At 61.3% G+C, this 25345-nt stretch carries 16 protein-coding genes; 4 read left to right on the top strand and 12 right to left on the bottom strand.

Annotated features, from left to right (window positions below; translation table 11 throughout):
- Window positions 1–54: 54 nt before the first annotated feature.
- From CKW25_RS05075 to glnE, 12 genes are all read right to left on the bottom strand, one after another.
- Window positions 55–1011, bottom strand: a complete 957-nt coding sequence (locus tag CKW25_RS05075) for a glycosyltransferase (RefSeq protein ID WP_095078102.1) — start codon at window positions 1009–1011, stop codon at window positions 55–57.
- Window positions 1012–1095: 84 nt separating this feature from the next.
- Window positions 1096–2499, bottom strand: a complete 1404-nt coding sequence (locus CKW25_RS05070; protein ID WP_095078101.1) for a PIG-L deacetylase family protein — start codon at window positions 2497–2499, stop codon at window positions 1096–1098.
- An 8-nt stretch (window positions 2500–2507) separates the two neighbouring features.
- Entirely contained in the window at window positions 2508–3404 is an 897-nt protein-coding gene (locus tag CKW25_RS05065) for an antimicrobial resistance protein Mig-14 (protein ID WP_095078100.1), read from the bottom strand.
- Window positions 3404–4534, bottom strand: coding sequence for a glycosyltransferase (locus tag CKW25_RS05060; protein WP_095078099.1), 1131 nt, complete (start codon window positions 4532–4534; stop codon window positions 3404–3406). The genes CKW25_RS05065 and CKW25_RS05060 overlap by 1 nt, the downstream gene beginning before the upstream one ends.
- Entirely contained in the window at window positions 4518–6275 is a 1758-nt protein-coding gene (locus CKW25_RS05055) for a carbamoyltransferase (RefSeq protein WP_095078098.1), read from the bottom strand. Before CKW25_RS05055 ends, CKW25_RS05060 begins: the two co-directional genes overlap by 17 nt.
- A 279-nt stretch (window positions 6276–6554) precedes the next feature.
- Window positions 6555–8006 (bottom strand): lipopolysaccharide kinase InaA family protein, encoded by a 1452-nt coding sequence (locus tag CKW25_RS05050; RefSeq protein ID WP_095078097.1) that lies wholly within the window; start codon window positions 8004–8006, stop codon window positions 6555–6557.
- Window positions 8006–8758: a lipopolysaccharide kinase InaA family protein gene (locus CKW25_RS05045; RefSeq protein WP_095078284.1), complete on the bottom strand. Its 753-nt coding sequence runs from the start codon at window positions 8756–8758 to the stop codon at window positions 8006–8008. The genes CKW25_RS05050 and CKW25_RS05045 overlap by 1 nt, the downstream gene beginning before the upstream one ends.
- Before the next feature lie 52 nt (window positions 8759–8810).
- On the bottom strand, window positions 8811–9617 hold the full coding sequence (rfaP, locus tag CKW25_RS05040; RefSeq protein WP_095078096.1) for a lipopolysaccharide core heptose(I) kinase RfaP: 807 nt from the start codon (window positions 9615–9617) through the stop codon (window positions 8811–8813).
- Window positions 9617–10738, bottom strand: a complete 1122-nt coding sequence (locus tag CKW25_RS05035) for a glycosyltransferase family 4 protein (RefSeq protein ID WP_095078095.1) — start codon at window positions 10736–10738, stop codon at window positions 9617–9619. Before CKW25_RS05035 ends, rfaP begins: the two co-directional genes overlap by 1 nt.
- Complete coding sequence (rfaC, locus tag CKW25_RS05030; protein ID WP_095078094.1) at window positions 10738–11799, bottom strand: lipopolysaccharide heptosyltransferase RfaC; 1062 nt, start codon at window positions 11797–11799, stop codon at window positions 10738–10740. Before rfaC ends, CKW25_RS05035 begins: the two co-directional genes overlap by 1 nt.
- 1 nt (window position 11800) lies before the next feature.
- On the bottom strand, window positions 11801–12835 hold the full coding sequence (gene waaF / locus CKW25_RS05025) for a lipopolysaccharide heptosyltransferase II (RefSeq protein WP_095078093.1): 1035 nt from the start codon (window positions 12833–12835) through the stop codon (window positions 11801–11803).
- 136 nt (window positions 12836–12971) lie between these two features.
- On the bottom strand, window positions 12972–15911 hold the full coding sequence (gene glnE / locus CKW25_RS05020) for a bifunctional [glutamate--ammonia ligase]-adenylyl-L-tyrosine phosphorylase/[glutamate--ammonia-ligase] adenylyltransferase (protein WP_095078092.1): 2940 nt from the start codon (window positions 15909–15911) through the stop codon (window positions 12972–12974).
- Window positions 15912–16294: 383 nt separating this feature from the next.
- On the opposite strand from glnE, the gene aceE reads away from it, so the two are divergent.
- From aceE to CKW25_RS05000, 4 genes are all read left to right on the top strand, one after another.
- On the top strand, window positions 16295–18940 hold the full coding sequence (gene aceE / locus CKW25_RS05015) for a pyruvate dehydrogenase (acetyl-transferring), homodimeric type (protein ID WP_095078091.1): 2646 nt from the start codon (window positions 16295–16297) through the stop codon (window positions 18938–18940).
- 11 nt (window positions 18941–18951) lie between these two features.
- A complete protein-coding gene (gene aceF, locus CKW25_RS05010; RefSeq protein ID WP_095078090.1) occupies window positions 18952–20580 on the top strand; it encodes a dihydrolipoyllysine-residue acetyltransferase in 1629 nt (542 codons plus the stop codon).
- Between the two features lie 325 nt (window positions 20581–20905).
- On the top strand, window positions 20906–22309 hold the full coding sequence (locus tag CKW25_RS05005) for an alkaline phosphatase D family protein (RefSeq protein WP_095078089.1): 1404 nt from the start codon (window positions 20906–20908) through the stop codon (window positions 22307–22309).
- A gap of 277 nt (window positions 22310–22586) precedes the next feature.
- Window positions 22587–25280 carry a bifunctional diguanylate cyclase/phosphodiesterase gene (locus tag CKW25_RS05000; RefSeq protein WP_095078088.1) on the top strand — a complete coding sequence of 898 codons (2694 nt, stop codon included), beginning with the start codon at window positions 22587–22589 and terminating at the stop codon, window positions 25278–25280.
- Window positions 25281–25345: the final 65 nt, after the last annotated feature.

The raw sequence follows: 25345 nt of genomic DNA, 5'->3' as shown, positions 1-25345 counted from the left end.
CCCTATGCCTGGCCGTTTTGATTACACGTGCTTTCAATCGTTGGCAACGCCCTGTCAAATGCCCAGCTTCTGGCGCCATTGCTCGAGCAGGCTCAATGGCGCTCGAGGCCTCAGCGCCGGCTGGAGCTCTTCTACGATACGCTGGCCAACCCGCGCAAAGCTGAACTGGCTGACCGCCAGATCCCGTCCGTTACGGGCAATGCTCGCCGCCAGCTCGGGATCGCTACGCAACCGGGCGAGCTTTTCCTGCAACTGCGCAATGTCACGATAGAACACGGTGTTGTGCATGTCCTGCAGCCCCAGGGCGCGGCTTTCCGCCTCTCCCTGATCGTAGGCCAAAAGCACACAACCGCAGGCCATTGCCTCAAAATTCTTGATCATGAACTCGCCCATGCCCACGTCGGCACTGACGAAAAACCGGATACGGTTGAGCGTGTCGCGATACTCGTCACCGGACTTGGTACGGGTCACCACCAAGGGCTCGACACTCGCCAACTCGTCGAGCAGTGCTTTACGACCGCTGTAGGCGACGCTGTTGGTACTGCCGACGAACGCCAGCTCGATATCCCGTTCGCCCCCTTGATCCTGCAACAAGCTCTGATCATAGCCTTTGGGTACGAACACCGCGTCGAAGCCCTCCTTGCGCAGACGCTCGGCGACCACAAAGCCGGAACTGATCACTCGTGCCCAAGGCAGCCGGCGGTAGTGCGCACTGAACTTGCCGGTGTACTTGCAAGGGATGTAGTTCTGGTAGGCATCGTGTTCGAGAATCACCAGGTTGGGGAGGGTGCGAATAAAGCTCACCTGGCGGATTTCCTGCTTGAAGCGCAGGAAGAACACGATGCGGTCATAACGCGACACGTCTACTTCACGGCGGAAGTAGCGGCGCAGGTTGCGCTGCTCGTCACTGCTCAGCCAGCGCAGGTCACACTCGCAATGAGCAGCCACACCCTCATACAAGCGGTCCAGGATGGCCCGCTGTTCTTTCTGCACCAGAAACAGAACTTTCATCGTCTTCCTTACAGCGCACAACGGCCGAAAAGAGCGCAGGGAGTCACCTGCCGTGTCAGTAGAAATATTTCACGCACTATCAACCTACAAGCGCCAGAACAGCTCGTGGCGGCGTACAGCCTTGCGGAAGAACTCGTTTTCGCCATAGGGCGAACCCGAACGCCCCGCCAATACCCGCTGTAGCCCGCGACGCAAACGGCGCTTGAAGGGTGCGGGGGGCTGCAAGTCGTGCATCATCCCCAGCGCCATCGCCTTGTCACGCTGTTGCTCGATCGACAGTGACAAACAGTAAGGCTGCCATACCTGAGCCGGGTCAAACACCGGTGGCAAGGCTATCCCGGCCCCCGAGTCGCCCATGGGCCAGCGGTCATTGTCATGCAGGTGGTTAGCGTAGCCGAGCACGGCCGCAGGCTGCCATTCAAGACCGTTCAGGGCCTCCAGCACGGCTTGCTGCGCACAGATGTGATCGGGATGGGGATCGAGGGAGGTGTGGGGCAGCACAATCACCTCAGGGCGCGCCTTGAGCAATAGCGCGCGCAGATCCGCCAACAGGTTGTTCCAGGTCGGTTGGCCATCGAGGTCCGCTGGCAACGCAAACGCGTTGAGCTGACGAAACGGGCGAACATCGACCAGATCCGCTTCGCGAGACCCGACGGGCTGACTCGGTGCAGCCTGCATGGCCGGCAACTGCAGGCAGAAATAGCCCAACTGCACGCACTGTGCCTCAGGCACTCCGGCCCAGCGCGGCACGGCAATACTGTCCCAGGCCCGCAGACGGCCCTTGAGCCGCGATGCCTCGACGGCATTCAGGCCCATCTGTTGATAGTGCCCGGCTTCAATTTCACCGGCCGTCAGGGTGACAATCCAGGTGTCAGCGGCCTGGCTGTACAAACCGAATGCCGCCAGTTCGGCATCGTCGGCATGGGGCGCAATCACCATCACTCGTTGCTGGCGATAGTCCGGTTGCTCGAATGACCAGAGCACCGGCTCACCCAGCACGCGACAGAAACGCCCGCGCACCCGCAATTGCCCTTGGGAAAGCACCCGTGCCTGACCACTGAGGTTGAGGTAACGCAGGCCGTTCACCCCACGCTCGAAGGTTTGCCGATCCGGGAGGTCACCGCCGGCCAGCGTCACCAGCGGATCGATAAACCGCCCCAGCCAGGTGCTCTTGACCCGCAACGCCAGGATCAGCGTGGTGTCATCGGCCAGCATGACGCCGTCGCCCAGCAGCAAGCGATCACCGTCCAGGCGTACCTTGGGTTGCGCCGTGTACGGCGGGAAGCTGTACTGGTAGTCGTCGTTGGGAGAGTAGAACAGATGGTCGGCAAACCATGCCTCATGGGCTACCCAGGCCACGACCGCCAGTACCAGCGGCAGCCACCAGGCAACCAGTACGCCGACAACGATCAGCAGCACCAGGGCGAGCAACAGGCCAAGGCGCTTGTTGCGGCGATGACGCTTGAGCAGTTGTTGTTTGCGGCTCATGGGCTGGCTCATACGGTGAAGACCGGCACCGGGTTGCACCAACGGTCCTTGTACTCGCGGTCAGCACGACCAAATGAGAAGCGCAGTGGCTTGTCGATGGACCTTGCCTGTTCCCAGGCGCTTTGGGTATTGAGGAAGCTCAACACGCTGCCAGGGCTGAATTCACGGGTTTCGGGGTCGACGCCGCCATTGATGTACTCGATGCTGATCCACTGCGGCGCCTCCACCCGATACACCAACTGAATCGCAATGGGTGCATCGTTGAGGAAGATCACCGAGCCGATCAGCAACTCGCGCAGCAACTCGAGCACCTCGCCCATTCGTGCCGCACCAGTGGCCGGGAAACCCCAGCGACGCTGGAACAGATCGCAGTAAATCGCCGCCAGTTCCTGGCTGGTGAAGTCGCTGACCGGCCGCACGACGCCACCCGCTTCTTCCAGCAGGCGCAGTTCACGGCGCTGGTTGTAGCGGAATTTTTTCGACAGCTCTTCGGGTGTGCGTGCCATGGCCAACTGTTCGGCCTGCGGCTTGAGGCCGGCAAAACGACCTTCATTGAGCGCCGACAGATAACGTGCACGATGACGCAGCATGGCCTGGGTATCGGGTGCCGCCGGCAGGATCAACTCGGCATTGCCGAGATCGAACAAACCCTTCTTGCCGTGGCGCTTGAGCACATCCTTGGACAGTGCCAGATCGCGCCCCCAGGTCGGGATCGACGCTTTCAGCTCGCCGCCCTGCTCCCAGGCCAGGTAACGCACCGGGATACCGGCCAGATGAGCCAGGCGCTCGACCACCAGCGGATGAGTCGCGACACTGCCACCAAAGCGCTGCCAGGCATCGCTGTAGGTCGACGCATCGACAACGGACCAGCCACGCTCGCGCCAGCCTTGAAATCGGTTGAGCATCAAGCCCTCGCCGTCAGTTCAATGACATGCGGCAGGCGCCAGAACGCATCGCGTACCGCAAGATCCGAAAAGCGCTCACGCAAGCGCTCAAGCATCATCTCGGCACATATCTGGCGCTCGCGCTGATCCATCACGGCCAGGTGTTGCAGCCCTTGCGCCAGGTGTTCGGCATCCCCCAGGGGGAACAGAATACCCACACCTTCGACCACTTCCTTCGCCCCACCGCACGCGGTGGCCAGCAACGGCACGCCCGCCGCCATGGCTTCGAGCAGCACCATGCCGAACGGTTCGTGGTCGGAACTCAGGGCAAACACATCAAAGGCGCGGAAATAGCGTCGCGCGTCCGGCACCTGGCCGAGAAACAGCACGCGGTCGCCAACGCCAAGCTCGCGGGCCAGTTCCTTGAGGTCCTGTTCCAGGCGCCCGCTGCCCAGAATCGCCAGTTGGCTGTCGAGCGGCAAGCGCGGCAATGCCTGGGCAAAGCCATGGAGCAAGGTCGCCTGGTCCTTGTCGGGGTGCAGGCGGCCAACGTTGCCGACTACCCATGCGTCTGGCGACAGGCCCAGGGCGTCACGCGCCTCATCGAACGACACCTGGCTGGCTTGCAAGGCGTCGACATCGATGCGGTTGTAGAGTGTTTGAATCCGCGCCGCAGGCCATTTAGGCAAGCAACGACGCATATCGTCGCGCACGGCATCGGAAACCCCAAGCAGGCTCAGGCGCTTGCGAAAAACATGGGCGAACAGCTGACGCGTGCGTCGCTGGTAATCACCAAAGGCGTGATGCACGCCGATCACCGGCAAGGACGTACCGAGCAAGGCGATATAGATCGGCTTGAATCGGTGGGCGATACAGAAACTGAAATTGCGCGACTGGGCGATCTTGCGCAGATCGGCAATCGCCGACAGCTTCAGGCCACGAATGGCCTTGGAGCTGTACTCCATGAACAGCACTTCATCAGACGCACAGCCTGCGGCAATGTCGGCATCGGCAACCCCGGTGAGAAACACCGTGGTCACGCGATATCCAGACCCTGCGAACAGGCTGGCGTACTGTCGGGCGCAGTCCAGGAACGGCCCGTCATAGCCGTGGCAGAACTGCAGCACATGGCGCTCAGCCGAGCGTGTCATAAGCGTCCGCGCCGTCTTTGACCACCAGAATGTCTTCCATGATCAGATACTGTAGATCGGAACCGAAGAACATGTTCAGGGCGTCGGTCGGCGAGCAGATCATCGGCTCGCCACGGCGGTTCAGCGAGGTGTTCAGCGACACGCCGTTGCCGGTCAGCACTTCCAGCGCTTTCATCATGTCGTAGTAGCGCGGGTTGTATTCGCGCTTGAGTACCTGGGCACGGGACGTACCGTCTTCGTGGACGACTTCCGGCACACGGGTTTTCCACTCTTCAGACACTTCAAAGGTGAAGGTCATGAAGGGGGCCGGGTGATCGATCTTGATCATCTGGGGCGCCACGGTGTCGAGCATCGACGGGCAGAAAGGCCTCCAGCGCTCGCGGAACTTGATCTGGTGGTTGATCCGGTCAGCCACGCCCGCAATGCTCGGGCAACCGATGATCGAGCGACCACCCAGTGCACGCGGACCGAACTCCATGCGGCCCTGGAACCAGGCCACCGGGTTGCCGTCGACCATGATCTTGGCGATCTGCTCCGGCATGTTGTCGAGCTTGCGCCAGGTTGGCTTATTCTCGTGACGGGCGCACGCAGCGATAACATCTTCGTTGCTGTACGACGGGCCGAGGTAGACGTGTTCCATCTTCTCGACCGGTACGCCACGGGCGTGAGACACATAGGCAGCAGCGCCGACCGCGGTGCCGGCATCGCCGGATGCAGGCTGTACGAACAGCTCTTTGACGTCGTCGCGGGCGATGATTTTCTGGTTGAGCTTGACGTTCAACGCACAGCCACCGGCGTAGGCCAGTTTGCCGGTTTCCTTGAGTACGTCGCCCAGGTAGTAATCGATCATCTGCAGCGAAATTTTTTCGAACAGCGCTTGAATGCTGGCGGCGTAGTGGATGTAAGGCTCGTCGGCGATGTCGCCTTCGCGCTTTGGACCCAGCCACTCGATCAGCTTCGGCGAGAAGTAATAACCCTTGCCCTTCTCTTTGTAGCGACGCAGGCCGATGACGTTGGCGTAGTCGGTGTTGATTACCAGCTCGCCGTTTTCGAACGAAGCCAGGCGCGAGAAATCGTATTTGCTGGCGTCGCCGTACGGCGCCATGCCCATGACCTTGAACTCACCGTCGAGCATATCGAAACCGAGGAACTCGGTGATCGCGCCGTACAGGCCGCCGAGGGAGTCCGGATCGAAGAATTCCTTGATCTTGTGGATCTTGCCGTTTTCGCCATAACCGAAGAAGGTCGTGGCGTACTCACCCTTGCCGTCGATGCCCAGGATCGCGGTTTTCTCTTTGAAACCGGAGCAGTGATAAGCGCTGGAGGCGTGGGCCAGGTGGTGTTCGACCGGCTCGATCTTGATCTTCTTCGGATCAAAACCCAGTTGCTCCAGGCACCAGACGATCTTGTTGCGATAGCGCTTGTAGCGACGGTTGCCCATCAGGATCGCGTCGAGTGCACGGTCCGGGGCGTACCAGTAACGCTTGGCGTACTGCCAGCGGGCCTTGCCGAACAGGCTGATCGGTGCGAATGGGATCGCTACCACGTCGACATCGGACGGCTTGATACCGGCCTGTTCCAGGCAGAATTTTGCCGATTCGTAGGGCATGCGGTTCTTTGCATGTTTATCGCGTACGAAGCGTTCCTCTTCAGCCGCCGCGACCAGCTTGCCGTCGATGTACAGGGCTGCGGAAGGATCATGGCTAAGGGCGCCGGACAGGCCAAGAATCGTCAATGCCACAGGGGTCTAGCCTCTTTAGTCTGCATGCAGGCGACAAGCGCCTGGAAATAATGTGCTCCTGCACAAAGGCAAGAAGCAGCTAAAGGGCGGGATTATAGCGTAAAGATGGTGGAAGTGACCCAGAGGTTGTTTGTCACACAAACATCGCCAGTGACAGCGCGCTGCCATGGCTTGGGCTATTGCTCCACCCACCCCTTCGGGAGGCCCGGCGCCCGGGGTGTGAGGGCCGCCTTTGCTGGCAGCCCGGTTCCTACAGTGCGAGCCCTGTTGCGGTACGCATCAATGAGCGCTATCAACCTGCTTGGGCAACCGCTGATCAATCACCCGGTACAACGCCGAGCTCTCGGACCAGTTACGCATGAACCGCGCCCGATCACGCGCATAGGCCGGGGCGAAACTGCTGGACGAGCGGTGCTGACACATCGAATCCAGGTCGATCAACGACCAGCGATCCTTGTCCCAGAACAGGTTATGCCCCTTGAAGTCGCCATGACTGATCCGCTCGGCGATCAACTCGGCGAACAGCTTGTCCAGCGCCAGCAGCTCAGCTTCAGGCGCCTCGCCACTCTCGACGTAGGGCGCAAAGCGCTCGATGATGTCCGGCCCCGGCAGGTACTCGGTGATCAGATAGGCCCGGCTGCGCAACCAGTAAAAACGCTTTTCCAGCAGCGCCAGCGGCTTGGGCGTCGCAATGCCGAGGAAGGCCAGGCGATTGCCTTCGCGCCACGAATGCCAGGCCCGGCTCGGGCGCCAGAAACGTTTGAGCCAGTGGGCAAAGCCCTTGATGTTGTAGCGTTTGACCACCAGCGTGCGACCCGCCACCTCGACTTTGCCAACGCTCGCCGCACCGCCGGTCTTGTACAAGTGCCCCTGATCCAGCAAGGCATCGGCCTGCTCCAGCACCGGCAGCATGGCGGCTTCTTCTTCGCGGCGAATCGCGCGCAAGCCAAACGCCCCGCGCTGCACACTGAACAGCGAGCAGTCGCGACCAACCTTGATCAGGAAGTCCTTCAGTCGCCAGCCTTGAACCTTGCGCACCTGCTTTTGCAACGCCTCCAAAGGCAATGCGTGCTCGCTATTGCTCAACAGGTAATGCACGAGCAACTCTTCGCTGAACGGCTCCAGGGACTTGGGCAACTGAGCGAAAAACACCCCAAGATTTTCCAGAACCTTTTCCCGGGACAGCGGCTTTCCAGCCTGCTCCACGCGGATCCCGGCACCGTCGATCAAGTACAGCTTGCCGTCGTGACGCAGCAGATTGTCCAGGTGCAGGTCTGCCTGCCACAGGCCCTTGCTGTGCATCTGGCCGATGGCGGCCAGTGCTTCGGCGAGGACCGCTGCCTGCTCATCCGCCAGCACGGGCCTTGCTTCAACCTGCTGCCAGGCATCGCCGAGGCTTTCGGCGCCTTCAAGAAACTCGAACAGCAGCCAACCGCCCTCACCGTCTTTCAGGCCATCGGCCAGCAGCAATGGCGTCGTCAGCCCTTGAGCGGCGAGCAGACGCACACCCTCGAGCTCACGCTGAAAATGTCGCGCAGCCTTGCTGCCCACCAGCAACTTGGCCAGCACCGGACGCCCGCGCCAGATACCGGCGCCGACATAACGCTGCCCTGGCAGTACCCGCAACAGACTGAGCAACTGTAGCTGCGCCGGGCCCGCGGCATCCGCCAACTCGACACTCAACGGCAGGCTTGGCGTACGCCCGGCGCCTTTCAGCCCTGACAACTGCATCAACGCACTCCCTTGTGACTGCGTCGAGCGGACAAGCGCCCGAGCCAGGCATCCACCAGGGCACTGTCGACGGGTTGATCCAGGTAGGCCGCCAGCAACAGCCGGACATCCCCAGTACTCCAGATCGGTGCCCGCCGCAGCAATGGCTCCAGGTCCTTGGCCCGATCACGCTGACCGAACAGCAGGGGACGGGTTTTCTCCAGGTCGATCAGTTGCGCCCGGTAGTCGTCGCCAGCCGCCTGCAAAAAGATGTGTTTGGGATAAAAGCACCCATGGGCCTGGCGCGCGCCGTGCAACTGGCGCGCCAGCACCCCGCAGGCACGCAGGATGGCCTGCTGCTGCGGATCACTGAGCTGCGGCCACTGTTGCAGCAGCGAATCCAGATCGTCCCAGCCATCCAGCGCACGCGTCAGCAAGATCGCCCTGACTTCGCCGTCGACTTTGCGCTCGCCAAAAAACACCGCCTCCAGCGCCGGGATACCCATCTGCCGGTAACGGCTGATGTTGCGAAACTCACGAGCGAAACTGGGCTCACCGAACGGGCGGTGCAAGGTCCGCATCAGGTAATTGCTCTGACGCTTGAGGTAATAACCGTGCCCCTCCAGGTCCAACCGGAACACACTGCTCCAGCCACCACCCGAGGTGTTGGGCTCATCCACCGCCTCAAGCTCCCGGGCCCACAGGGCATCGAACGTGGCCAGGCCGTGGCGTTCAAACAGTTCACGGTCGGCAGCGGCCAGAAAGTCAGTCATTGGCTTCTCTCGAAAAATGTCACCACCTGCGTCTTGCGGCTCGAAACCCGCATCAGAGTGCATCTCCATAGCGCTGCTTGCGCTCGTACAGCTTGTTGGCCTTGCCGTCGAGCCAGGCCAGCAACGACGCCTCTTCGCGCAGGATCTGGCGCAATGGCTGGAGGAAATAGCCCTTGAGGAAACGCAACTTGTCGCGGCGCGTCAGGCCAATGTCCAGCGCCGAGAAGTACAGCGCCGCCAGGTCCTTGTTGCGCCAGCGCCTGGTGATCGCCGGACGGGTCTGGGCGCGGTGCAGGTCGATCAGCGAAAGCTTGAAGTCATCGGCCGTGACCGGCTTGTCGGTGTGCAGCAGGAAGTGGCAGATGTAGCAGTCGCGGTGGTTGACCCCGGCGCGGTGCATCATGCCGGTCATGCGCGCCACTTCAGCAATCAGCGCACGCTTGAGCCTGGGTGCAGGCGGCTGCTTGAGCCAATCGAGGCTGAAGTCTTCCAGGCTGACGGTCGGTGCCAGCTCTTCGGTGACGATGAACGAGTGCTGGTCGGCCGGGTTGCTGCCCCGCTCGCCGTAAGCCACGGCGGTCATGGTGGGTACGCCGGCTTCCTGCAGGCGCTGGATCGCCCGCCATTCCTGGCCTGCCCCCAGAACCGGCAACTTGGCGGTAAGCAGGTTCTTGAATATTTCACCCCAGCCAATACCACGGTGAATTTTCACGAAGAACCCGTTCCCGTCCACTTCAGTGCGCAGGGTACGGCGAGCTTCGAGCTCACGGTAAACCTCGCCCTTCAGGCCTTCGACTTCGGTGAACGCATCGCGTCCGGCCCAAAGGCTCTTGAACGGTTCGGCAAGAATCAACTTCATCAGTGTTGCTCCGCCAGAATCACATCCGCCGCATGTTGCGGCATGCTGTAGAGGTCGGCCGTGTCGGCGAACGCCAGGCCATTGCGGCTCCAGGCCGCACGCGCTGCGTTGTCGCTCAACATGGTCGTCAGGTACTGCGTGAGCTGCGCCTGCTCGAACGGCTCATCCAGCACCAGGCCGCTATCGGCCTCGGCGATGTAATGCGCATAGCCGCACACCGCGCTCACCAGCACCGGCAAACCGGCCACCAGTGCTTCAAGCAGCACCGTACCGGTGTTTTCGTTGTAAGCCGGATGGATCAACAGGTCGGCACCCAGCAGGAAGCGCGGGATATCGCTGCGTCCCTTGAGGAATTGCACGTTGTCGCCAAGGCCCAGCGCAGCACTCTGCAACTGGAATACCTTGGGGTCGTCCTGGCCGATGACAAACAAGCGGGTGCGCTTACGCAGTTCCGCCGGCAGTGCAGCCAGTGCCTTGAGGCTGCGATCGACGCCCTTGGTCTTGAACCCGGAGCCGATTTGCACCAGCAGCAATTCGTCGTCGCCCAAGGCGAATTCGCGGCGAAAATCCGCGCGAATCTCGGCGGCGTTGGGCGGCGCCCGACGGTCCTGGGCAATCCCCGGCGGCAGCAGGTGGAAGCGCTCGATAGGTGTGTCGTAATGCTTGATGAACAGCGGTTGCTGCACTTCGGAGATCATCAGCACTTCGGTTTTCGCGTCTTTGGCAAACACCGCGCGCTCGTATTCGGCGAAGTGCCGGTAGCGACCCCAGCGCCGGTACAGCGAGTTGCGCAGGTTCTGGGCCTTGTCCTCGAAGCAGCCGTCGGCGGCGTAGTAGACATCCAGGCCCGGCATCTTGTTGAAACCGATCAACCGGTCCACCGGACGCTTGGCCAGGTCGGCCGCCATCCAGGCACTGAGCTTCTCGTTGCGCCGATGGTTGAAGATCGCCTTGACCGGCGCCACCAGCACTTCGAAACCCGGAGGCACGTCCCCTTCCCAGATCAGCGTGTATACGCGGATCTGATGCCCTCGCTGCTGACATTCCAGCGCAATGCGCATGAAATCACGCTGCAAGCCGCCAAACGGGAAATATTTATAAAGGACAAAAGCCAATTGCATCAGCGCAGCTCCTCAGCCATTAACATCGTGCTCAGTCGGCTCGCGACACGCTCGGGATTCAGGCGAGTGAAGCACAACGGCCACTCGCGCTTGAGATCGAACCGACGCTGATCTTCAGCCGTCGGTTGATAAGTACATTTCTTTTGCAGGCAGGGTGCACACGGGAAGTCGCTCGCCATGTGCACCTGGCTCTTGCCATAGGCGCCCGTCAGGCCCGGATTGGTCGGGCCAAACAGCGACACCGTCGGCACGTCCAGCGCGGCGGCCAGATGGCCAAGGCCGGTATCCACCGCCACGCAAGCCTGCGCGCCGGCCAGCACCCGGGCCACACCGGCCAGGTTCAGCTTGGGCAGCACTTCGGCGTTACGCAGGCCTTGGGCGATACGCTCGGCACGCGCCTTCTCCGCCGGGTTGCCCCACGGCAGCTTCACCGCCATGCCCATGTGCCCCATGCGCTCGGCCAGTTCACGCCAGTAGGCTTCCGGCCAGTGCTTGGTGTCCCACGTGGTGCCGTGCAGGAACAGCACATAAGGGTTCTTGCGCGGCAGTTCGACCAGGCGCTCGACGTTCAGGCCATAGTCACCCAGGCCTTGCGGCAGGTCGTAACCCAACGCCACCGCGAACAGCTGGCGCAAGCGCTCGACCGCATGCTGACCGCGCGCCACCGCCAGTCGCCGCGAGTAAAAGCGTGCGGCCAGCGGTTCACGGGCCGAATGCTGGTCCAGCCCGGCCACCGGGGCTTTGACATAGCGTGTCAGCCAGGCGCTCTTGAGCAGGCCCTGGGCATCGATCACCAGGTCGTATTTGGTCGCGCGCACGCTTTGCTTGAAGCGCTTCCACTCACCACTCTTGAGGGTTTGCCAGACGTTCTTGCGCCAGCGACGGATCGCCACCGGAATCACCTTGTCCACCGCCGGGTGCCAGGTCGGGATTTCGGCGAAGCCTTCTTCCACCACCCAGTCGAACTTGATCCCCGGGATTGCCCGTGCCGCATCGGTCAACGCTGGCAACGCATGGATCACGTCGCCCAGCGAAGAGGTCTTGATCAACAGTACCCGCAACTTAACGAACCTCGACCACAGAGCCCTGCAGTCGCTGCAAGGCATCGTTCACCGGCTCCGGCGTCAGTTGACGCAGGCAGTTGTAATGGCCAAAGCGGCAGGTGCGATCAAAACAAGGACTGCACTCGATACCCAGGCGCACGATCTCGACATGCTCGGCCAGTGGCGGGGTGAAGCCCGGCGAAGTCGAACCGTAGATCGCCACCAGCGGGCGGTTCAGCGCGGCGGCCACATGCATCAGGCCAGAGTCGTTGGACACCACCGAGTCAGCGCAGGACATCAGGTCGATGGCCTCAGCCAGCGAGGTGCCGCCACTGAGGTTCGTCGCCTCTTCACGCAGGCCCGGAATCAAGCGCCCGCGGATGTCTTCGCCGACGGCGTGATCGTTTTTCGAGCCGAACAGCCAGACTTGCCAGCCTTCGCGAATCTTCGTCTCGGCGACCTTGGCGTAGTGCTCGGATGGCCAGCGCTTGGCTTCGCCAAACTCGGCGCCTGGGCACAGTGCCAGCACCGGACGGTCAAGGGTCAAGCCGAACTTGGCCAGCGCGGCGTCGCGGCTGGTCGAATCGATTTGCAGGCTTGGACGCGGGTACGGCGTGGGCAACTCGGTACCCGGCTCATACGCCAGCGCCATGAAACGCTCGATCATCAGCGGGTAACGGTCTTTATCCAGGGTGCGCACATCATTGAGCAGGCCGTAGCGGAACTCGCCACGCCAACCGGTGCGCTTGGCGATACCGGCAAAAAACGGCACCAACGCCGACTTCAGCGAGTTGGGCAGCAAGATTGCCTGATCGTACTGGCCGGCCAGGGACTTGCCGATCCGCCGCCGCGTCGCCAACTCCAGCGCGCCATGACCGAGCGGGAAGCTCAAGGCCTGGCGGACTTCGGGCATGCGCTCGAGGATCGGCCGACTCCACTCGGGGGCCAGCACGTCGATCTCGCACTGTGGGTGACGCTGCTTCAGACACTGGAAGAGTGTCTGAGCCATCACCATGTCACCGACCCAACTGGGCCCAACGATCAGAATTCTCATAGTTATCCACAAACGAGCGGGGAGGCATGACCAGTCTTCCTGGCGGCCTCCCCGTCTTATTTATCCAGGCTTTATGTGAGTAGTGTACGCCACTCGGCAATCCTGCATTTTGCTTGCCCCGCCTGACGGCACCTCGTCAGCTCAAACCCAGCCACGCCCAGATCCGCAGGACCTCACGCCGCTCGGCGGCAAACTGATCCCCCGGCACCACCCCGGCTTCATTCTGCAAAGCCTGGCGGTGCGCCGCGGAGCGATAGGCTTTATAGACCTCTCGCAGCAGGCTGGCATCTTCGGCGGGCATCAACCCGACCTCCTCAAGCCCCTCCAGAATGCGGATGTTATCCGTATAACGCAGCAGCGAAGGGTGGGTGTCGGACCACGCCAGGGCCGCGTATTGCACCATAAATTCAATATCGACGATACCACCGGCATCCTGCTTGAGATCAAACGGCGCCGTGGCTTCGAAGGCATTGGCAGCGGTGCCGGCAGCGGTGCTCTTGGTCCCCAGGTTGTCGCGCATCTTGGCGCGCATCTCACTGACTTCCTGCCGCAGCTTGAGCAAGTCCCGGGCACGCCCCAGCACTTTGGCGCGAACCTTCTCGAAGGATTGCCCAACGTCCTGACTGCCCACCAGCACCCGCGCCCGCACCAGTGCCTGATGCTCCCAGGTCCAGGCTTCGTTCTCCTGATAGCGCTCGAACGCGCCGAGCGAACTGACCAGCAGCCCCGACGCCCCCGAAGGACGCAAGCGCATGTCGACTTCATACAACTGGCCGGAGTTGGTCTGAGTGGTCAGCAAATGAATGATCCGCTGGCCCAGCCGGGTAAAGAACTGTGCGCCATCGATGGGCTTGGGCCCATCGGTTTCGGCCACGGGGTCTGCGTCGTGGATAAACACCAGGTCCAGGTCCGAACCATGTCCGAGCTCCAGCCCGCCGACCTTGCCGTAACCGACAATCACAAAGCCCGGGTCACACAGGGTGCCGTCGGGGCGTTGTGGCGCGCCATACTTGGCTGCCGTCTGCCGCCAGGCCAGCGCCAGCACCTGTTCCAGAATCGCTTCGGCGAGCCAGGTCAGGTAATCGCTGACCTTCATCAACGGCAGGCTGCCGGCAATTTCCGAGGCCGCCACGCGCAAGCGGTGCGCCAGCTTGAAATGGCGCAAGGCTTCCATCTGCTGCTCAAGGTCATCCTCGGGAATGCGCGTCAGGCGCTCACGCAGCTCGGCAGCCAGTTCCGGCGCCAGCGGTGGTTTGAACAGCCGGCCTTCATTGAGCAACTCGTCGAGCAGCAGCGGGAAGCGGGTGATCTGCTCGGCAATCCACGGACTGGCCGCACACAAGGTCAGCAATCGACGCAGCGCGCCAGGGTTTTCCGTGAGCAGCACCAGATACGCCGAGCGCCGCGCCACCGCTTCAACCAGTGGCAACACCCGCTCCAGCACCAGGTCCGGATTGGCGTGCTCCACGGCCTGGGCCAGCAACCGGGGGATAAAGGCATCGAGACGCTCGCGCCCCAGGCGCTGCATCGCTCGCAACTGCGGGCTGCCACGCAGGCCGGCGAGGGCCTTGAGCGCCTTGGACGCATCGGCAAAGCCGCCCTCTTCCAACTGACGGCAAGCGGCTTCCTCGTCCTGGGCCTCCTCCCAAAGTGGCAGCCACTCACCACCGACCACCACTTCGCTTTCCTCGCCGTCCTCTTCATCCGGATCGGCAATCACTTGGCGAAAGTGCCAGTCGACCCGGCCACGCCAATACATCAGTTGCTCATGGAACGCCGTCCAATTGGCGAACCCCAGCATAAAGGCAATACGCGCCTGGCCCTGCTCGCTGTCGGGGAGCATTTGCGTTTGCCGGTCGGCAATCGCCTGAATCGCGTGCTCGGTGTAACGCAGGAACTCATAGCCCTCGCGCAGTTCGCCGATGACCGCCGGCGGCAAATAACCCTGCCCCTCCAGCGTGCCAAGGACTTTTAACAGAGGACGCTGCTGCAGGCTCAGGTCGCGGCCGCCGTGAATCAGCTGGAAGGCCTGGGCAATAAACTCGACCTCCCGGATCCCGCCGGCCCCCAGCTTGATATTGTCGGCCATGCCCTTGCGCCGCACTTCCTGCTGGATCAGCTGTTTCATGGTGCGCAGCGCTTCAATCGCCGAGAAATCCAGATAACGCCGATAGACGAAGGGACGCAGCAGGTCGAGCAACTGCGCGCCCGCCTGCTGATCACCGGCCACCACCCGCGCCTTGATCATCGCGTAGCGTTCCCAGTCGCGGCCCTGATCCTGGTAATACTGTTCCAGTGCATTGAAGCTGAGCACCAGTGCGCCGGACGAACCGTAGGGACGCAGGCGCATGTCGACGCGGAAGACAAAACCATCGACGGTGATCGGGTCCAGGGCCTTGATCAGGCGCTGACCCAAACGAATGAAGAACTCCTGGTTGTCCAGCGCCCGCTTCACCCCAACCGTTTCGCCACCCTCGGGGTAGGCGAAGATCAGGTCGATGTCGGAGGACAGGTTGAGCTCCACCGCACCGAGCTTGCCCATGCCGAGAACCACCATCTGCTGCGGCTCGCCGCTGCGCCAGCCCATGGGCGTACCAAATTGCTGGCAGTGGCGCTGGTACAACCATTGATAGGCCTGATCGATGCAGGCATCGGCCATGTCGGACAGGTCGCGACACGTCTGGACCAGGTCGGTCTGGCGGGTCAGGTCACGCCAGACAATCCGCACCTGCTGCCGGTTGCGCTGCCGACGCAGGACCCGGCCCAACTCATCATCCGTGGCGGCACTTTGCGCGGCGGCGGCGATTTGCCCGCACAGCTCGCCGGGGGCGAAGGCGCGATCCAGCTCCCCGGACTGCGCAAGCGTGAGCAGCATCAAGGGATCACGCACGCACTGTTCAATGACAAAGTCGCTGGCGGCCGTTACCCGGGCGAAGTCCGCCCAGCGTTCAGGCGTCCAGGAAGACAGGCCATGATCGTCATCCAGCGCGGCGACGGCGGCGCGAAAGGATTGCTCGGCGCGGCTGACAAACGGCAGGAGAATGGCGGGCAGAGGGGCAAGCGAAGGGAGGCTCATGGTCTATCCTTGATCGGCGTAGGAAGGGCGGTCTGTAGTGATCGCATCAAATGCACTACGCAAAGGACTGTCGAACAAAAGTTAGAAATAGCTGAAATGTCTGTTTTTTTGGTAGCCAGCATCAAGCTTTTACCTTTTCTGGTTGGCTAAAGACCAAGAGTAACGATTATTCTCACAACGAAACAGGAGGCCACAAGCCGTACTTCTGTAGTTTTACTACTCGTATATACATTCGAAAGGCTGAAATGGCCGACGATTTGTAGTAAAACTACACGCCGCCGAGTCAACCTACCGGCAATCCAAGAATTCATAACGTCTGCCCACAAGGCCAGTCGCTAACTCAGGCAACCGATTCTGGTAGCCTTTCCGCCCTGGAGCAAGCCATGCAAGACCTCGATCCCGTCGAAACCCAGGAATGGCTGGACGCCCTGGAATCGGTTCTCGACAAAGAAGGCGAAGACCGTGCTCACTATCTGATGACCCGTATGGGCGAACTTGCGACCCGCAGCGGCTCGCAGCTCCCTTACGCCATCACCACGCCGTACCGCAACACCATCCCCGTGACCCACGAAGCACGCATGCCTGGCGACCTGTTCATGGAACGCCGCATTCGCTCGTTGGTACGCTGGAACGCGATGGCCATGGTGATGCGTACGAACCTGAAAGATTCTGACCTGGGCGGTCACATCTCCAGCTTCGCCTCCAGCGCAACCCTGTATGACATCGGCTTCAACTACTTCTTCCAGGCCCCGACCGACGAACACGGCGGCGACCTGATCTACTTCCAGGGCCACACCTCGCCAGGCGTTTACGCCCGTGCGTTCATGGAAGGCCGCATCACCGAAGACCAGATGAACAACTTCCGCCAGGAAGTCGACGGCCAGGGCTTGTCGTCCTATCCGCACCCGTGGCTGATGCCTGACTTCTGGCAGTTCCCGACCGTATCCATGGGTCTGGGCCCGATCCAGGCGATCTACCAGGCGCGCTTCATGAAGTACCTGGAGCACCGTGGCTTCATCCAGCCAGGCAAACAGAAAGTCTGGTGCTTCCTGGGCGACGGCGAGTGCGACGAGCCGGAATCCCTGGGCGCCATCTCCCTGGCCGGCCGCGAGAAGCTGGACAACCTGATCTTCGTCATCAACTGCAACCTGCAGCGCCTCGACGGCCCGGTTCGCGGCAACGGCAAGATCATCCAGGAACTCGAAGGCGTGTTCCGCGGTGCTCAGTGGAACGTGACCAAAGTCATCTGGGGCCGTTTCTGGGACCCACTGCTGGCCAAGGACGTCGACGGCATCCTGCAACGTCGCATGGACGAAGTCATCGACGGCGAGTACCAGAACTACAAAGCCAAAGACGGCGCGTTCGTGCGTGAACACTTCTTCAACACGCCTGAACTCAAGGCGATGGTTGAAGACCTGTCCGACGACGAGATCTGGAAGCTCAACCGTGGCGGCCACGACCCGTACAAGGTCTATGCGGCCTACCACGAAGCGGTCAACCACAAAGAACAACCGACTGTCATCCTGGCCAAGACCATCAAGGGTTATGGCACCGGTGCAGGCGAAGCGAAGAACACCGCGCACAACACCAAGAAGGTCGATGTCGACAGCCTGAAGTTGTTCCGCGATCGTTTCGACATCCCGGTCAAAGACGACGAACTGGAAAACCTGCCGTTCTTCAAACCGGAAGAAGGCAGCGCCGAAGCCCGTTACCTGAGCGAGCGCCGTACCGCACTGGGCGGCTTCGTGCCTCAGCGTCGCGCCAAAAGCTTCAGCATCCCGACTCCGCCACTGGACACCCTCAAGGCGATCCTGGACGGCTCGGGCGACCGTGAAATCTCCACCACCATGGCCTTCGTGCGAATCCTCGCGCAATTGGTCAAGGACAAGGAAATCGGCCCGCGCATCGTTCCGATCATCCCGGACGAAGCCCGTACCTTCGGTATGGAAGGCATGTTCCGTCAGTTGGGCATCTACTCGTCCGTTGGCCAGCTCTACGAGCCAGTCGATAAAGACCAGGTGATGTTCTACAAGGAAGACCAGAAGGGCCAGATCCTCGAGGAAGGCATCAACGAAGCGGGCGCCATGAGCTCCTTCATCGCGGCCGGTACTTCGTACTCCAGCCACAACCAGCCGATGCTGCCGTTCTACATCTTCTACTCGATGTTCGGCTTCCAGCGTATCGGCGACCTGGCCTGGGCCGCTGGCGACAGCCGTACCCGCGGTTTCCTGATCGGCGGCACCGCCGGCCGTACCACCCTGAACGGTGAAGGCCTGCAACACGAAGACGGTCACAGCCACCTGCTGGCTTCCACCATCCCGAACTGCCGCACCTACGATCCGACCTACGGCTACGAGCTGGCGGTGATCATTCAGGACGGCATGCGAAAGATGACCGAAGAGCAACAGGACGTCTTCTACTACATCACCGTGATGAACGAGTCGTACCAGCAGCCAGCCATGCCGGCCGGTGCCGAAGAAGGCATCAAGAAAGGCATGTACCTGCTCGAAGAAGACAACCGCGAAGCGGCGCACCACGTTCAGCTGATGGGCTCCGGCACCATCCTGCGTGAAGTCCGTGAAGCGGCGAAGATCCTGCGTGAAGAGTTCAACGTCGGCGCTGACGTGTGGAGCGTTACCAGCTTCAACGAACTGCGTCGCGATGGCCTGGCCGTCGAGCGCACCAACCGTTTGCACCCGGGCCAGAAGCCTAAGCTGAGCTATGTGGAAGAGTGCCTGAACGGCCGCAAAGGTCCGGTCATCGCGTCTACCGACTACATGAAACTGTTCGCCGAGCAGATCCGTCAGTGGGTACCGTCCAAGGAATTCAAAGTCCTGGGCACCGACGGTTTCGGCCGCAGCGACAGCCGCAAGAAACTGCGTCATTTCTTCGAAGTCGACCGTCATTTCGTGGTGTTGGCAGCCCTTGAAGCACTGGCTGATCGCGGTGACATCGAACCCAAGGTCGTGGCTGAAGCCATCGCCAAGTTCGGTATCAACCCGGAAAAACGCAACCCACTGGACTGCTGAGGAGAGACTCTGTGAGCGAACTCATTCGCGTACCTGACATCGGCAGCGGTGAAGGTGAAGTAATTGAACTGATGGTCAAGGTCGGTGATCGCATCGAAGCTGACCAGAGCCTGCTGACACTTGAGTCGGACAAGGCGAGCATGGAGATTCCGGCCCCCAAGGCCGGCGTCATCAAGAGCCTGAAAGTGAAGCTGGGCGATCGCCTGAAAGAAGGCGACGAACTGATGGAACTGGAAGTCGAGGGTGCCGCTGCGGCACCCGCGGCACCAGCCGCCGCTCCTGCTCCGGCCGCCGCGGCTCCTGCTGCTGCGCCAGCACCGGCTGCTGCTCCAGCGCCAGCGGCAGCACCTGCTGCCGCCACCATCCAGGACATCCACGTCCCGGATATCGGCTCATCGGGCAAGGCCAAGATCATCGAGCTGCTGGTCAAGGTCGGCGATACCGTCGAGGCTGATCAATCGCTGATCACCCTGGAATCCGACAAGGCCAGCATGGAAATTCCTTCGCCGGCTGCCGGCGTGGTGGAAAGCATCGCGGTCAAACTCGAAGACGAAGTCGGCACTGGCGACTTTATCCTCAAGTTGAAAGTGGCAGGTGCTGCGGCTCCGGCTGCGCCAGCGCAAGCGGCGGCTCCCGCGCCAGCGGCAGCACCGGCTGCGGCACCGGCACCGGCTGTCAAAGCCGAGGCTGCGACAGCCCCGGTTGCAGCACCTGCGCCAAGCGGCGCCAAGGTGCACGCAGGCCCGGCAGTACGCCTGCTGGCCCGCGAGTTCGGCGTCGAACTGAATGCAGTGAGCCCAAGCGGCCCACACGGTCGCGTGCTCAAGGAAGACGTACAGGTTTACGTCAAAGCCATGATGCAGAAGGCCAAAGAAGCTCCGGCTGCAGGCGCAACCGGCGGTGCCGGCATTCCACCGATCCCGGTCGTGGACTTCAGCCGCTTCGGTGAAACCGAAGAAGTGCCGATGACCCGCCTGATGCAGATCGGCGCGTCGAGCCTGCATCGCAGCTGGTTGAACATTCCGCACGTGACTCAGTTCGACTCGGCTGATATCACCGAGCTGGAAGCGTTCCGCATCGCTCAGAAAGCCGTTGCAGAGAAGGCTGGCGTCAAGCTGACCATCCTGCCGCTGCTGCTCAAGTCGTGCGCGCACCTGCTCAAGGAGCTGCCGGACTTCAACAGTTCGCTGGCGCCAAGCGGCAAGGCGATCATCCGCAAGAAGTACGTGAACATCGGCTTCGCGGTCGACACCCCGGATGGCCTGCTGGTACCGGTCATCAAGAACGTCGACCAGAAGAGCCTGTTGCAACTGGCAGCCGAAGCCGCCGCGCTGGCAGCCAAAGCCCGCGACAAGAAGCTCACCGCTGACGACATGCAAGGCGCCTGCTTCACCATTTCCAGCCTCGGCCACATTGGCGGCACCGGCTTCACGCCGATCGTCAACGCGCCGGAAGTGGCGATCCTCGGTGTTTCCAAGGCAACCATCCAGCCTGTCTGGGACGGTAAAGCCTTCCAGCCGAAACTGATGCTGCCACTGTCGCTGTCCTACGACCACCGCGTGATCAACGGCGCCGCTGCGGCCCGTTTCACCAAGCGTCTGAGCGACCTGCTGGGCGACATCCGCACCATCCTGCTGTAAGACCGGGCGGCCCTCCCTCAACGGAGGGCCACTCGGGTTCCACGTTTTCCGAGCGCCACGCTCGTACCTCAACCCCGCCAATTTGGCGGGGCTTTTTTTGCCCGTGAAACACTCCGCCCCGCTATCCCCCCGCTAAACATCCGCAACTCTTCCTACTGGCAATAGCGCTCAAGACCACCGCTGTAGCTTACTCAGAGCACATTCAAGGTCTGCTCGCCCTTCAATATTTATCTTCCTGAGCGCCCTACGATACGTCTCCGGCGAAGCACATTGAGGTCGCTTTTCGCCGCCAACTTCCACCGCCACATTTCGAATGGACTCGAATATGTTCAAGCCTACTGTCGGCCCGATCATTGGCCATACAACCGCTCATCACACACGTATATTTTTACGCGGGGACCTGCAAAAAAAAGACTCTGTATTTGCCGCGATACGCTATCGGCGTATCGGCGATACACAGTGGTCCAGTGGCGTATTTGCCGAACTCGACCCACTCCGCGACCTGTCGAATGTCATCGCACTCCACCACTTGCACGCCGACACTCACTATGAATACCAAGCGGGCTGGTTCGGCACCGACAGCACAAAACCGTCACCGGAAGCGCTGCGGCAACTGCCATTGCAATGGCCCAGGGAGGTTTATCGCTTTCGCACCACGTCCAGCGAGATCACCGCACCTCGAAGCTACATCGTCGGCTCTTGTCGCTATTTGCGCATGACGCTGGGTGTCCCGTTATTACCGTCAAAGGGCGACAAGATGTTCGCTGCCATCAATCGCCTGGTACAAAAATCCTGGCCTCCAGTCAGTGCCCTGGTCATGACAGGTGATCAGATATACGTGGATGACATGAACCTTGTCGGCCCTGATCGCGAGTACCGCGAGATACTCGACAAGTATCGCGCGGCCTTTTCTCAACCGCATGTCCAGGCATTAATGGCATCCGTACCGACTTACATGATTCTGGACGATCATGAAATAGAAGATAACTGGCCCGCCAAAGCCAACAGCAATGACGCCGAGCTTTATCGCAATGCCATGGCAGCGTATGAAATCTATCAAGTCAGCCACAGCCCCGCGCATGAGTTACTCCCAAGTGGGCAACCCGCTCGCGAACTGAAACATTACTGGTACCGGTTTGCGCAAGGGGATACCGAGTGGTTCGTGACGGACAGCCGAACCCGGCGCAACCTCGCGGCCGATGATCGACGCATCCTCGATGCCGACCAGGAGCAAGCCCTGCTCGAGTGGCTGATCAATAGCCCGGCGCGGGTCAAATTCCTGGTCACCAGTGTCATGTTCTACCCAGACAGTAAAAGCGATGATGGCGATGCCTGGAAAGCCTTCCCCGAGCAGCGCCTGCGAATCCTGGAGACCATCCGCATCCACAAAATCAAGAATGTCGTCATCGTATCGGGTGACGTTCACGGCTCGATGACCAGCCGCCTGCGACACAGCGAAGACCCGGACTTCGAGGTGCACACCATCGTCTCGTCACCCTTTTGCAATAGCGCATGGCTGCCCTATGCCAAAGCGTCGAACTTCATCCTTGATCAGCCACTGGTGCAAACCGCTTCCGGCGACTATCGCCTTGAATTGACGAGCAAGGTGATCAGCCAGGACAACTTCGCCCACCTGTTGGTCGACGTCGAGCAGATTCGCGTGGAGTACCGGGACCCGAACGGTGACTATCTGTCCGCAGTGAACTTGCCACTGCACATTCCTCTGTAGCGCCAGAGCCTCTACAGGATCCGGCTTGCTGGAGAACAGAACCGCGCGATCCGTCAGGTATCCCGCCTTCACCGGCAAGTCGGAGTGCCACACCGTGGTGCCTGCATTTGCATGCACCCGCGCCTACAGAAATCCACTCTTGTGCCGATACAGGCCTATAGCACTTAGCCTTCATCTTCTATTGTCAGTCAGTGCTGCATCATGCAACCTTGCCGCAGACAACAGTTAAGAGGGCGTGAGCCCGGCGCGTTCAGCACTTTCGAAGCGAGTTTCTTCCATGAAAAGCCATCCCGATGCCGCCAGCCGTATGGTGGCCGAGGTAGTGACGCAGTTGCCAGTGCCCTCGCGGCTCGGCATGCTGCGTTTCGAACGGCTGAATGAAGCAAGCTGGGCCCTGCTGTTTCTCGACCCCAACTGCGAACGCCAGTTCGGTTTACCCGCTGTCGAGCTCTGCGCTCTGGTCGGCTCGCCCTACGCGAGCCTGATGGAACCCGAAGCCCGCTATCAATTGCACGACACCATCCAGCAGCAACTGACACAAAGCCCCCATTACCTGATCCGCTACACCCTCCACACCGCCCAGGGTTCACTGAGCCTGCTTGAACTGGGTGAGGCCTACAAACAGCACAATCGTCACCTGCTACGCGGCTATCTGCTGGTGGTCGACGGTCTGTTCGAAAACAACACGCTCCTGTCGGCACTCGACCTGGAAACCCAGAACTCGCGCCTGCAAATCGCCCTGGAGCTGAACCAGCGCGCCCAGCAGGAGCAACTGCAGCACCTGGGGCGCGTACGCGCCCAGCAGGACTTGATCCTGCTGCTCACACGACAGCGCTACAGCAGTGGCAATTCGCTGCAGGAAGCGGCCCAACTGATCACCCGCAGTGCCTGCGACATCTACCAGATCGACAGCGCAAGCCTGTGGAACCTTGAAGGCCAGCACCTGGTACCGGTTTCCGCCTACCACCGTGCCTCCCAGGAGTACCGGCTACCCAAGGTGATCGACGTCAGCAGCTTCCCTGATTATCTGGAAGCCCTGCACACCAGCCGCGCCATCGACGCCCATAATGCGATGCGCGACCCACGCACCCGGGAAATGGCCGAGAGCCTGCGCCCGCGCGACGTCAACGCCATGCTCGACGCCAGCATCCGCGTCGACGGCCACGTGGTGGGCGTGCTCTGCCTGGAACAGACCGGCGTGACCCGCGCCTGGCAATCGGACGAAATTGCCTTCGCCGGGGAGCTGGCCGACCAGTTCGCCCAGGTCATCAACAACCACAATCGCCGCACGGCCACCAGCGCCCTGCACCTGTTCCAGCGTGCGGTGGAACAGAGCGCCAACGCCTTTTTGCTGGTCAACCGCGACGGTGTGGTCGAGTACGTCAACCCAAGTTTCACGGCCATCACCCAGTACAGCACCGAAGAAGTCCACGGCCATCGCCTGTCGGAACTGCCGGCGCTGGAAAACCTCAGCGAACTGCTGTTCGACGCGCCCTCGAGCCTGGCCAAGAGCAACAGCTGGCAAGGCGAGTTCAGAAGCCGGCGCAAGAACCTGGAACCCTATTGGGGCCAGCTGTCGATCTCCAAGGTGTACGGCGACAACCGCGAACTGACCCACTACATCGGCATCTACGAAGACATCACCCAGACCAAGCTCGCTCAACAACGCATCGAGCGCCTGGCCTACACTGACAACCTGACCAACCTGGGCAATCGCCCGGCGTTCATTCGCAACCTCGACGAGCGTTTTGCCCGCGACAGCGACAGCCCGATCTGCCTGTTGCTGGTGGACATCGACAACTTCAAGCGGATCAACGACAGCCTCGGCCACCAGACCGGCGACAAGTTGCTGATCAGCCTGGCCCGACGCTTGCGCAACAGCCTGAGCCCGAGTGGCAGCCTGGCGCGTTTCGCCAGCAATGAGTTTGCGGTGCTACTGGACGACACCCACCTGAATGTCGGCCAACAAATCGCCAGCCAGCTGCTGATGACGCTGGATAAACCGATGTTCGTCGACAACCAGTTGATCAGCGTCACCGGCTCCGTGGGCGTGGCCTGCGCGCCACTGCACGGCCGCGACCCACAGACCCTGATGCGCAATGCCGGGCTGGCCCTGCACAAGGCCAAGGCCAATGGCAAGCATCAGGTCCAGGTCTTCACCGAAGCGCTGAACGCCGAGGCCAGCTACAAGCTGTTCGTGGAAAACAACCTGCGCCGCGCCCTGACGCAAAATGAACTGGACGTGTTCTACCAGCCCAAGCTGTGCCTGCGCACTGGCCGCTTGCTGGGGATGGAGGCGCTGTTGCGCTGGGACCATCCGGAAAAGGGCATGATCCGTCCGGATCAGTTCATCAGCGTCGCCGAAGAGACCGGACTGATCATCCCCATCGGCAAATGGATCGCCCGACAAGCCTGCCGCATGAGCAAAGCCCTGACCGCTGCCGGCCTGGGCAACCTGCAGGTGGCGATCAACCTGTCACCCAAGCAATTCTCCGACCCGGACCTGGTGTCGTCGATCGCCGGCATTCTCAAGGACGAACAACTGCCCGCCCAGCTGCTGGAGCTGGAACTGACGGAAGGCCTGCTGCTGGAGGCCACCGAAGACACGCACTTGCAACTCGACCAACTCAAGCGCCTGGGTCTTACCCTGGCCATGGACGACTTCGGCACCGGCTACTCGTCACTCAGCTACCTGAAGAAATTCCCGATCGACATCATCAAGATCGATCGCAGCTTCATTCATGAAATCCCGGACAACCAGGACGACATGGAAATCACCTCCGCCGTGATTGCCATGGCCCATAACCTGAAGCTAAAAGTGGTTGCCGAAGGCATCGAGACCGCCGAACAGCTGGCGTTCCTGCGTCGCCACCGCTGCGACGTCGGCCAGGGCTACCTGTTCGACCGACCGATCCCGGGCTTTGATCTGATCGAGAAGCTCAAACGCTATCCACGCGGTCCAAACGCCTGACAGCGCTGTAACACTCGGGCACACTGATACTCTACTTATCGACATCCCCAACCTGACTGGAGGAC

Source organism: Pseudomonas sp. Irchel s3h17 (assembly GCF_900187505.1).
Classification (GTDB): Bacteria; Pseudomonadota; Gammaproteobacteria; order Pseudomonadales; family Pseudomonadaceae; genus Aquipseudomonas.
Note: the sequence above shows the minus strand (reverse complement) of the source record. Positions and strands in the feature narration are given on the sequence as shown.

Excerpts from the sequence above, each read along its gene's own strand:
- glnE (WP_095078092.1), bottom strand. The coding sequence starts at position 15,911 with ATGAGCCTCCCTTCGCTTGCCCCTCTGCCCGCCATTCTCCTGCCGTTT.
- CKW25_RS05035 (WP_095078095.1), bottom strand. The coding sequence starts at position 10,738 with ATGCAATTGGCTTTTGTCCTTTATAAATATTTCCCGTTTGGCGGCTTG.
- CKW25_RS05060 (WP_095078099.1), bottom strand. The coding sequence starts at position 4,534 with ATGACACGCTCGGCTGAGCGCCATGTGCTGCAGTTCTGCCACGGCTAT.
- CKW25_RS05065 (WP_095078100.1), bottom strand. The coding sequence starts at position 3,404 with ATGCTCAACCGATTTCAAGGCTGGCGCGAGCGTGGCTGGTCCGTTGTC.
- CKW25_RS05000 (WP_095078088.1), top strand. The coding sequence starts at position 22,587 with ATGAAAAGCCATCCCGATGCCGCCAGCCGTATGGTGGCCGAGGTAGTG.
- CKW25_RS05075 (WP_095078102.1), bottom strand. The coding sequence starts at position 1,011 with ATGAAAGTTCTGTTTCTGGTGCAGAAAGAACAGCGGGCCATCCTGGAC.
- CKW25_RS05070 (WP_095078101.1), bottom strand. The coding sequence starts at position 2,499 with ATGAGCCGCAAACAACAACTGCTCAAGCGTCATCGCCGCAACAAGCGC.
- rfaP (WP_095078096.1), bottom strand. The coding sequence starts at position 9,617 with ATGAAGTTGATTCTTGCCGAACCGTTCAAGAGCCTTTGGGCCGGACGC.
- CKW25_RS05045 (WP_095078284.1), bottom strand. The coding sequence starts at position 8,758 with ATGACTGACTTTCTGGCCGCTGCCGACCGTGAACTGTTTGAACGCCAC.
- waaF (WP_095078093.1), bottom strand. The coding sequence starts at position 12,835 with ATGAGAATTCTGATCGTTGGGCCCAGTTGGGTCGGTGACATGGTGATG.
- CKW25_RS05005 (WP_095078089.1), top strand. The coding sequence starts at position 20,906 with ATGTTCAAGCCTACTGTCGGCCCGATCATTGGCCATACAACCGCTCAT.
- CKW25_RS05050 (WP_095078097.1), bottom strand. The coding sequence starts at position 8,006 with ATGCAGTTGTCAGGGCTGAAAGGCGCCGGGCGTACGCCAAGCCTGCCG.
- aceE (WP_095078091.1), top strand. The coding sequence starts at position 16,295 with ATGCAAGACCTCGATCCCGTCGAAACCCAGGAATGGCTGGACGCCCTG.